Source organism: Protofrankia sp. CiT1 (assembly GCF_917627335.1).
GTDB lineage: Bacteria > Actinomycetota > Actinomycetes > Frankiales > Frankiaceae > Protofrankia.
This window is the reverse complement of sequence record NZ_CAKJTP010000160.1, coordinates 1-8732: the sequence shown is the minus strand read 5'-3', so window position 1 is coordinate 8732 and position 8732 is coordinate 1. Positions and strand designations below refer to the sequence as shown.

General features: G+C 67.4%; 9 protein-coding genes and 2 tRNA genes. 8 read left to right on the top strand and 3 right to left on the bottom strand.

Annotated elements, in window-relative coordinates:
• A partial coding sequence (locus MJ785_RS18435; RefSeq protein ID WP_239381984.1) for a tetratricopeptide repeat protein occupies positions 1-333 on the top strand: 333 nt, incomplete at its 5' end.
• Positions 334-674: 341 nt separating this feature from the next.
• Positions 675-1613, top strand: a complete 939-nt coding sequence (locus MJ785_RS18430; RefSeq protein ID WP_239310360.1) for an alpha/beta hydrolase fold domain-containing protein — start codon at positions 675-677, stop codon at positions 1611-1613.
• A gap of 42 nt (positions 1614-1655) precedes the next feature.
• Here MJ785_RS18430 and MJ785_RS18425 read toward each other — a convergent pair whose 3' ends face one another.
• Positions 1656-1913, bottom strand: a complete 258-nt coding sequence (locus MJ785_RS18425) for a hypothetical protein (RefSeq protein WP_239310359.1) — start codon at positions 1911-1913, stop codon at positions 1656-1658.
• A 107-nt stretch (positions 1914-2020) separates the two neighbouring features.
• Between MJ785_RS18425 and MJ785_RS18420 the strand changes: the two genes are divergently transcribed.
• The 3 genes from MJ785_RS18420 (at position 2021) to MJ785_RS18410 (ending at position 3113) form a co-directional block, all read left to right on the top strand.
• Positions 2021-2797: a fumarylacetoacetate hydrolase family protein gene (locus tag MJ785_RS18420; RefSeq protein ID WP_239310358.1), complete on the top strand. Its 777-nt coding sequence runs from the start codon at positions 2021-2023 to the stop codon at positions 2795-2797.
• Between the two features lie 120 nt (positions 2798-2917).
• A tRNA-Gln gene (locus MJ785_RS18415) sits at positions 2918-2989 on the top strand.
• Positions 2990-3040: 51 nt separating this feature from the next.
• Positions 3041-3113: transfer RNA gene (locus MJ785_RS18410), tRNA-Glu, on the top strand.
• A 248-nt stretch (positions 3114-3361) separates the two neighbouring features.
• On the opposite strand, the gene MJ785_RS18405 is transcribed toward MJ785_RS18410, so the two are convergent.
• Positions 3362-3655 carry a hypothetical protein gene (locus MJ785_RS18405; protein ID WP_239310364.1) on the bottom strand — a complete coding sequence of 98 codons (294 nt, stop codon included), beginning with the start codon at positions 3653-3655 and terminating at the stop codon, positions 3362-3364.
• Between the two features lie 201 nt (positions 3656-3856).
• Here MJ785_RS18405 and MJ785_RS18400 point away from each other — a divergent pair, with 201 nt between their 5' ends.
• The gene (locus MJ785_RS18400; RefSeq protein ID WP_239310357.1) at positions 3857-5488 is read left to right on the top strand and encodes a HAMP domain-containing sensor histidine kinase; all 1632 of its coding nucleotides are present in this window, start codon (positions 3857-3859) and stop codon (positions 5486-5488) included.
• On the opposite strand, the gene MJ785_RS18395 is transcribed toward MJ785_RS18400, so the two are convergent.
• The gene (locus MJ785_RS18395) at positions 5489-6121 is read right to left on the bottom strand and encodes a PASTA domain-containing protein (protein WP_239381982.1); all 633 of its coding nucleotides are present in this window, start codon (positions 6119-6121) and stop codon (positions 5489-5491) included.
• A 290-nt stretch (positions 6122-6411) separates the two neighbouring features.
• On the opposite strand from MJ785_RS18395, the gene MJ785_RS18390 reads away from it, so the two are divergent.
• Both MJ785_RS18390 and MJ785_RS18385 read left to right on the top strand, forming a co-directional pair.
• Positions 6412-7113 carry a Crp/Fnr family transcriptional regulator gene (locus MJ785_RS18390; RefSeq protein ID WP_239381980.1) on the top strand — a complete coding sequence of 234 codons (702 nt, stop codon included), beginning with the start codon at positions 6412-6414 and terminating at the stop codon, positions 7111-7113.
• A gap of 411 nt (positions 7114-7524) precedes the next feature.
• The gene (locus MJ785_RS18385; RefSeq protein WP_239381978.1) at positions 7525-8586 is read left to right on the top strand and encodes a hypothetical protein; all 1062 of its coding nucleotides are present in this window, start codon (positions 7525-7527) and stop codon (positions 8584-8586) included.
• Positions 8587-8732 lie beyond the last annotated feature (146 nt).

The window sequence follows — 8732 nt, the reverse complement described above, 5'->3', positions numbered from 1 at the left end:
CTTGCTGTGAGATTGGGAGATACTGATAAGGCTCGTGAGTATTACGAACAAGATCTGGCGATTGCCCTGCGCCTGGCCGAGGCCGATCCGGTGAACGCCGGTAAGCAACGGGACGTCATGATCTCACTTCGCCAGCTTGGTGGGCTTCTCTCTGGCATGGGCGAACACGAGCGTGGCCAGGCGATGCTGAGCGAGGCGGTGGAGATCGCACGACGCATCGGTATCGATCTTGATGTCGGCCTTGGGGTCGACCCTTCACAAAACGTGAACCATAATGATCGGTCGGGCCGCCGTCGACGGCGTTGGCCGTTCGGGCGACGTGGCGAACAATGATCAGCATGACGGCCGGGCGGATACGGACGCCCGGTGCGGCCACGCCTGAGAACGGCGGCGGCCCTCCGGCTCGGCCCTGTCGGGGGGCTGAGGCATCCATCGCATAATTCGAACATATGTTCATGATAGCCGCTTGGGGTGACATTTCCACCCCGTCCAGCGACCATAAAGTAGGGGCTCTTCCCGGAGGCGACCGGTTGACGCTGGAAGATCCAGAGTGCTTCTGGTGGCCCAGCGGGTCGATCCAGGCAGCATCAGATGACAGATGCCTCTTTGCAGGGAACACTCATTCGCGGTGGAAGTGCTGGTCAAGGCCTGTTTCGCCCCGGATATGAGGAGTCGTGGTGGATCCCGAGCTCGCCACCGTGGTGTCGTTGCCGCCGAAAGTGACATGTGAGGATTGGGTGGTCCCCGGCCCACTGGGATCGCCTGATGTCACGGTCCGTATCTACCGGCCGAACGAGTCCGGTGAGCCGTGGCCGGCCATGTTGTGGATCAACGGCGGTGGCATCGATGGCGACGGTTGCGCCGGGGGCGACGCGGGGGCGACGCATCCGAACGCGGCGTGGATCTGTGCCGAAGCCAAGGTCATAGTGGTGTCACCGGAGTATCGACTGGCTCCGGAGAACCCGTTCCCGGCGGGGCTTGAGGACTGCTACGCCACCCTGCGGTGGCTGGTTGAGCACGCGGAGGTCCTCGGTGTCGACCGCGGCAGGGTAGCCGTCGGCGGCGCGAGCGCCGGCGGGGGGCTCGCGGCAGGGCTCGCGTTGCTCGCCCGAGATCGTGGCGGCCCCTCCCTGTGCTATCAGCTCCTGGCAGCGCCCGAACTGGACGACCGGCTGGCCACTCCATCCATGATCGATTTTGCTGACACGCCCTTGTGGAGCCGGCCGAACGCCGTGCGGAGCTGGCAGCGTTACCTGGGCCGCTCCGATGACGCCACGCCTGGTGGCGCCAAACCCGGCGACATCACGCTCGGTGACGCCGCGTTCGGTGACGACGTGTCGCCGTACGCGGCGCCGGCCCGAGCCACCGACCTCGTCGGCCTGCCCCCCGCGTACGTCTCGGCCGCCGAGTTCGACCCGTTGCGCGACGAGGGGATCGACTACGCCCTGGCGCTGCTGCGGGCGGGCGTCTCGGTCGAGCTGCACCAGTTCCCGGGGACGTTCCACGGGGCGAGCCTGGAGCGTTCCGCGGCCGTCTTCAAGCGCCAGGCGCGGGAGATCCATGACGTCCTGCGCCGTGCGCTGTACCCCGCTCCGCAGCCCGCGCAAATTTGATCGTATTTTTTCAGGGCGTTACGGTGGGTGCCGCGTGTGTCGTCAGTCCGCCGGGATCTCCTCCCACCACTGGCACCACCAGTCGCCGCCGACCAGGATGCGCAGCTTCGGGTGCCAGCAGTAGGTGATGTCCCTGTCGGTGTCAAGGTAGTACAGACAGTTGTCGCACCGCTCGCTGCCGTTGGGCTTGCCGCGCAGGATCGCGTCCTCGGCGAGATGGCCGAGCTGCACGCTCAGCTCCTCGTCGATGGGCTTCGGTTCCGGCGCGCCGACATCGTAGACGGGTGTGGTCTCGCTCACCTGGCTCCTCCCGGGCTGAGATCTCCGAACGCGCGGAAAGCCTATCCACGAGGTCCGTGACGTGCGCTGGGACACATGTGACCGGAGGTTGCCTGTAACGTCAACGGGTGCGTATCGCCAGGTTCACCGACGGGACGGAACCGGCCTTCGGGGTGGTCGAGGGAGAGGTGGAGCGGGGCGAGGCCACGGTGGCCACGATCACCCCCCATCCCTTCGGCGCGTTCAGCTTCACCGGCGCGCGGCACCCGCTCGGCGGCGTGCGGTTACTCGCGCCGGTGCTTCCCAGCAAAGTGCTGTGTGTCGGCAAGAACTACGCCGACCACGTCCGGGAGATGGGCGATACCGCCCCGGCGAACCCGCTGCTTTTCCTGAAACCGTCGACGAGCGTGATCGGTCCGGGCGACCCGATCGTGCTTCCTCCTGACAGCGATCATGTCGACTACGAGGGTGAGCTCGCGATCGTCATCGGGCGGCTGTGCCGGGACGTCCCGGTGGCGCGGGCGCTGGAGGTCGTTCTCGGTTACACCTGTGCCAACGACGTCAGCGCACGCGACCAGCAGCGGGCCGACGGCCAGTGGACCCGGGCCAAGGGGCACGACACCTTCTGCCCGGTCGGGCCATGGATCGAGACCGATCTCGACCCGTCCGACGTGGCTGTCCGCACGACTCTCGACGGCGAGCTCCGGCAGGACGCCCGGACGAAGTCGCTGCTGCACGATGTCGCGTCGCTCATCGCGTACATGTCCGCGGCGATGACCCTGCTGCCCGGTGACCTCCTGCTGACCGGAACGCCGGCTGGGGTAGGCCCGATGAGCCCCGGGCAGACCGTGGCCGTCACGCTGGAGGGGATCGGCACCCTCACCAACCCGGTCACCTCCCGCTGATCCAGATAATTGATCATATCCGGACCTGCCGGTGACCTGCCGGCGGGCGGCTCGCGGCAGGTCACCGGCAGCCTCCCCGGCTGGATGCGGTACAGTAGGGCTCGCCCGCAAGGGCGACCTTGGGGTATGGGGTAATTGGCAGCCCAACGGATTCTGGTTCCGTTAGTCTAGGTTCGAGTCCTGGTACCCCAGCGTCAGGCTTGCTGCGCTGCGAAGTACAGTGTGCCTGAAGTGAGAACAGTTGGCCCCGTCGTCTAGTGGCCTAGGACGCCGCCCTCTCAAGGCGGTAGCGCCGGTTCGAATCCGGTCGGGGCTACAGGCAAGACCACTGGTAAAGGGCTGGTGACCTGGGCAGACCGGGGCACCAGCCCTTCGTCGTCTGTCCGGCTGCCACCGGTCGGGGACGGTGTTCTACGGCCGTCTCCCCGAAGCGGCCCCGAAGTCCCGAGGCGGCGTGTGTCCGGTCAGCGCAAAGGGTCCCAGGATCAACAGCTCCTGGGACCCTTTGCGCTGTTCTTGGCGCGGCTGGCGGTACTGCCGGTCGCTCCTACCGACCCACGGTCATCAAACGACCGTCAGCCGAGGCATCGACGCGGGGTGACGCGCCATGGCGCACTCCCGACACCCGCAGGAGCTCGGGTCGTGTCCGTGCACGATTCCGGCTGGCTGGTCGTTGGTGGTGACGAGCCGCAGCCGCGGGCCGTTGGTCGCGACCGCTTCGTCCGCGCGGACGCCTGGCTCGACGACAGGCGCGAAGGCAGCGGCTGCGCCGGCACAGGCCGGGCTGGCACAGGCCGGGTCGGCGGGGGAGGCGGCGACGGCGGTCAGGGGGGTCGCGGTCAAGGTCACGGGGGGCACGGTGTCCTCCTCCTGGGTGGCCGTCCGAAGGCCACCATGCGGACCATACGGTGCCGAAGCGGCCGCCTGCGGCGCCATGGCCTCGTTGAGCCTGTTACCGGCTGGTAAAGATGGTCTAGTCATGGGTGGGTCTGCTTGCCATGTCACACCATCCTTGCCGGCCATGGTGCGCCTGGCGCCGATCGGTAGAGGATGACCGGGATGTCCTCCGTGGCCCCTGTTCCCGACCGGGCGCGGCGTCGCCATGGCAGTGCGCGCGCCGGCCGGCTCCGCCGTGCCGAGCGGACCTCACCCGGCCATCGACCCGTCGCTGACCTCATCCTTCCCGCCGAGAAGCTCAGCGGGCGGACCTGGGGCTGGATGCCGCATGGGCGCGGCCTGCCCACCGAGGACTGGGTTGCCCGCCACCGGCTGCTGGTCTGGATCCTCGCCGTCCATCTGCCGATCATCGTCGGCTGCGCCGCGTACGGGGAGTTCGGCGTCTGGCAGGGGCTGCTGTCGGCCTGCCCGGCGGCGCTGCTGCTCGGCGCGGCCGTCCTGCCGGGTGTGCGCCGCCTGCGCGCGCTCGCTACCAGCCTCGGCCTGCTGTGCAGCTCCGTGGTGCTGGTCCACATCTTGCGGGGACAGCCCGAACTGCACTTCCACTTCTTCGTGGTCGTGGCGCTGATAGCCCTCTATGAGGATTGGGCGGTCTATCTGCTGGCAATCGCGTTCGTCTTCCTCGCCAACGGCGCCGTTGGCGACCAGGTCATCTCCTACCGCCACGCAGGCTCCCCATGGACCTTCGCCGCGATCAGTGCCGCGTTCATCTGTGCGCTGGCGGGCGCCCAGGTGATCTTCTGGTACTTCAGCGAGCAGTCCCGCCGCCGGGTCGAGCACTATCGGGCGCAGCTCTACGAGGGCCAGCAGAGCCTGATGGCCCGCCTCGAAGAGACCGACCGCATCCGCAGCGATCTTGTCGCTACGGTCTCGCACGAGTTCCGGACGCCGCTGACCGGTATCCGCGGCACTCTGCTCACGATCAAAAGGCGGCGGGACCGGATGTCCGCGGCACAGCTCGACGACATGCTCGACTCGGCCGTCACCTACTCCGACCGGCTGTCCCGGTTGCTGGAGAACATGCTCACCGCGGCAACCGCCACGGGTAACGGTACCGAGGAAAACACGGTCGCGGATCTTCCCGAGGTCGTGAAGGATGTGCTCGCGACACTGGCCTACTCGCCGACCACCGCGGCGAACGTCAGCGTCGACCTACCGCCCCGGCTGCCCGTGCGAATGGCCCGCCAGGCATTGCACCAGGTGGTCGCCAACCTCGTCGACAACGCCCTGGTGCACTCGTGGCCCGGAGCGCCCGTGCGGCTCATCGCCGGTCGGGTCGGCGACGAGGTGGTCCTGCGGGTCCGCAATCCTGGCCCCGATCTTGATCCGGCCACGATCCGGCAGCTTTTCGAGCCGTTCACGCAGCGGGACGGGACAGCGACCCGGGAGACCGACGGCGCCGGTATGGGCCTGTACGTGGTCCGGCGGCTGGTCGAGGTCCACGGCGGACGACTGCGCATGAACTCCGAGGACGGGGAGATCATCGTTGAGGTCGACATGTGGGCCGCGGCGCCCCGGCCGTCCGCTGCCGTGTCCCAGCCCGCACCGAGCGATCAGGCGGGTTTCAGCGGTCGGGCGGCGGCACTCGGTGGTGCTGGCGGCGGCCGGACGGTACTGGACAGCCCGCCCGCGCCGTTGCCCGTGCCGCGCGCCCTGGACGGGGACGCACGACAGGGACTTCGGACCGCGGGGGTCTGGCCGAGCCGGTCACTACCGATCGATCGTTCCATGTGATCAACAGTTGGTTTTTTGTAATCTGAGAGTCACAAATTGTTTCATGCTGTAACTGGTGTCCTCGGGCGGCGACTGGATGACCACGGTGGCGGCATTGATCGATTTCAGGCACTCGTAGGAGTACGAGATATAGGTGAATCCGGTCTGCCGCAGCGTGTTGGTGGCGTCACGTAACATCATTCCCACGACCATGGGCACGGCCGCGCAATCGGCGGCCTGCAGCGTGAGGCTCACCGGAGAGGTCATGGTGAGCCGGCTGCCGGGGGACGGCTCCTGGCTCACCACGTTGTTGATGTTGGGTGACCGGTAGCAGTCATACCGGTATGGGATGTTGGTGAAGCCGGCCTTGCGCAGTGTTGTGGAGGCGTCGGCCAGCAGCATGTTGCGCACGTCCGGTACCGGCATCGTCGGCGGGTCCGCTGGGGAAGGGGGCTCGGCCACAGCGATGGAACCGGCTGCTGCCGTCACCGAGGCGGTCACCGAGGCAGCCACCGAAACCGTCACCGCGGCGCTCGGCACAGATCGCTGCCTGACGGACCGCTGCCCGGCGGGGGCACGGCCATCCCGGCTGAGGCCGGTGGCGAGCAGCCATGAGCCGAGGCCCATGAGCATCACCGCCGCGACACCCGCCACCAGCAGTCCGCCGCCGTGCCTTGTCCGTGTGCCGCGCCCGAGCGGTTCGCGCGGGACATACCGGGAACCCAGCCTCCGCAATTCGGCCTCCGTGCCGCCCGTATTTCCCTTTATCGGGCATATATCCGCTGATTGAGCGGACTTTATGTGGTGCCTGCGGCCGCACGGCTGGGCAGGGCCGCTTTCCGGCACTATAGGTGGACGGAACGTGATGACGGATACCCGCCGCATCCTTGTGGCGCAGCAAGTGGGGTACTCTGCGTCACCCGTCACGTGATGGAGAGGAACACGTGTCCGCAAGTGGCAGCGATCACAGCACTGACGGCCAGTTGAGTCCCGGGGACCGCTCAGCCTTCGAAGCACTTGGGACGATCAGAAGCTATCGGCAGGGCGACATCCTGCTACGGGAGGGTGATCGCCCCGATCGAACGATGATCATTCGGTCGGGGCGGGTGAAGATTGTGACCGTTGCCGAGAGCGGGTATGAGACCCTGCTCGCCCATCGCGGTCCGGGCGATCTGATCGGTGAGATGGCGGTCATCGATGGTGAGACGCGCTCGGCGTCGGTGGTGGCCTTGGAGGGCGTCGAGGTCGCCGTGGTGCCGGCCGATCTCTTCAGGGCCTTCGTGGCCAGTCATCCCGAGGTGGCGCGTGCCGTGGTCGGCTCGATGGCCCGGCGCCTGCGGGAGTCCGACCGCCGTCGCTCTGACCTGGGCGCGTATCCGACCGCCGTCCGGCTGGCCCGCCACCTCCTGGAACTCGCGCACCGGCACGGGCAGGCCCAGCCCGGCGGTGGTGTCGCCATCACGCTGCGGCTGACCCACCACGATCTCGCGGCGGCGATCGGTGCGTCCCGGGAGTCGGTCGGCCGCGACCTGAAAAACCTCCGTTCTCGTGGGGTGATCAAAAAAAGGGGCAGGATGATCGTCCTTGTGGAGGTTGACGTGTTGCGTGCGTTCGCCTACGGAGACACAATGCCTCGCCAAATGTGACGGATGACGTCGAACGGGCACCAGCGGACCACTACGACGGTCAGGGACGACGGCTACGGCAGGCGACAGGCGGCGAAGCCGCCCGCACCATAGTGGCCTGCGCCCACCGCCGATCAGATACCGATCTGATGGCGCGAGCTTCACATCGAGAATCCGCCATTGATGAGGGCCGTGTCCACCGACGCGGCCCTGAAGGAGGGCCGTCCCACATGCCGGACGAACCTGTATCGCGCCGCATCATGGTGGCTGACATCGAAAGCTGGAGTTCCCGCGACAGCCACACGCAGAAGAACCTGCGGCAACGGTTGCGTGAGGTGCTCAACCTGGCGTTCGTCGAGTCGGGGCTGCCGTGGCGGGAATGGGCTGACGCCGTGGTCAGCGTGGCTGACCGGGGCCGACGGGCTGCTGATTGTGATCCCGCCCAACGTGTCCCTCGTCCGGCTGCTCGATCCGTTCGTCGACCGGCTCGAGGTGGCGCTGCGGCATGATCGAATGCTGCACAGTGAACCGGCGCGGATGCGGCTGCGGCTGGCGATCCACGACGGTGAGGTGCTGGCCGAGAGTTCCGGCTGGGCCGGCCATGACGTGATCGAGGCATGCCGCCTGGTCGAGGCCGAGCCCCTGCGGCAGGCGCTGCGCGACGAACCCGAGGCCAATGTGGCCGTCATCGTCTCCGAACGGGTGCACCGCGGGGCCGTCCGCGACGGCTACGGGAGCATCCGGCCCGAGACGTTCACCGAGGTCGACGTCGTGGTCAAGACGTTCCGGTCCCGTGCCTGGATTCATCTTCCCGGAATCACAGCCTCCCGGCCGGCGACCGCCGCCCGGGAGAAGCCACCGACAAGTGAAGTATGGCGGTTCTACGCCTTCGTGGCCACCGGTGTGATCGCCATCGTATCCATTGTCGCGGCGGTAATCCTTGTCCCTGCCCAAGGCGAGAGCTCGGCGGCAACGGTCCCCAACGCAGCTGGGAACAGGGCCACCGCCCCGGTCGCAGGCCCTGCTACGCAGGCTGCCTTCCACCGTCCTGCGCCACCCTCCCTGCCGGCCAGTAGCAGGACTGACACGCTGCCCCCGGAGCCAGGCCCCGTGGCCACCATGACGAGTCCCGGTCCTCCACGCCGGCCCACCGCCTCGCCGCCAGCGCCTGTAACCACACCGCAGTTGTTCGGCCCCTCCCAAGCAAATGTTGGGCAGTCCTTCCATCTCAGCGGCACCGGCTGGCTGCCATGCCAGGAGAACACCCAGATCAGTTTGGTCTTCGATCACGCGGTCATCTCCCAGCGGGCCACGCTCGACGCCAGCGGCGCCTTCGACCAGCTCATCACGGTCCGGGCCGATGGCGGAATCGGCAGAGACAACTCACCGCGTTACATCTATTTGACTCCGGGGCAGCACAAGATCCAGGCGAAGGCGATCGACGGACAGAACTGTACCCGGGAAAGACCCATCATCACCCTCACGATCACCTGATCGCGGTAGAGACCATACTTTCGGGCAGCTCCCCGGATGTCGGAGAAGGGATGTTTCACGCGGGCGGGTGGTAGCTCTCGGTTCGAGAGGCAGTTCATCTGCCTTTCCGCCCTGGGCCACGCCGCGCGCAGACCTGGTGACAGCCA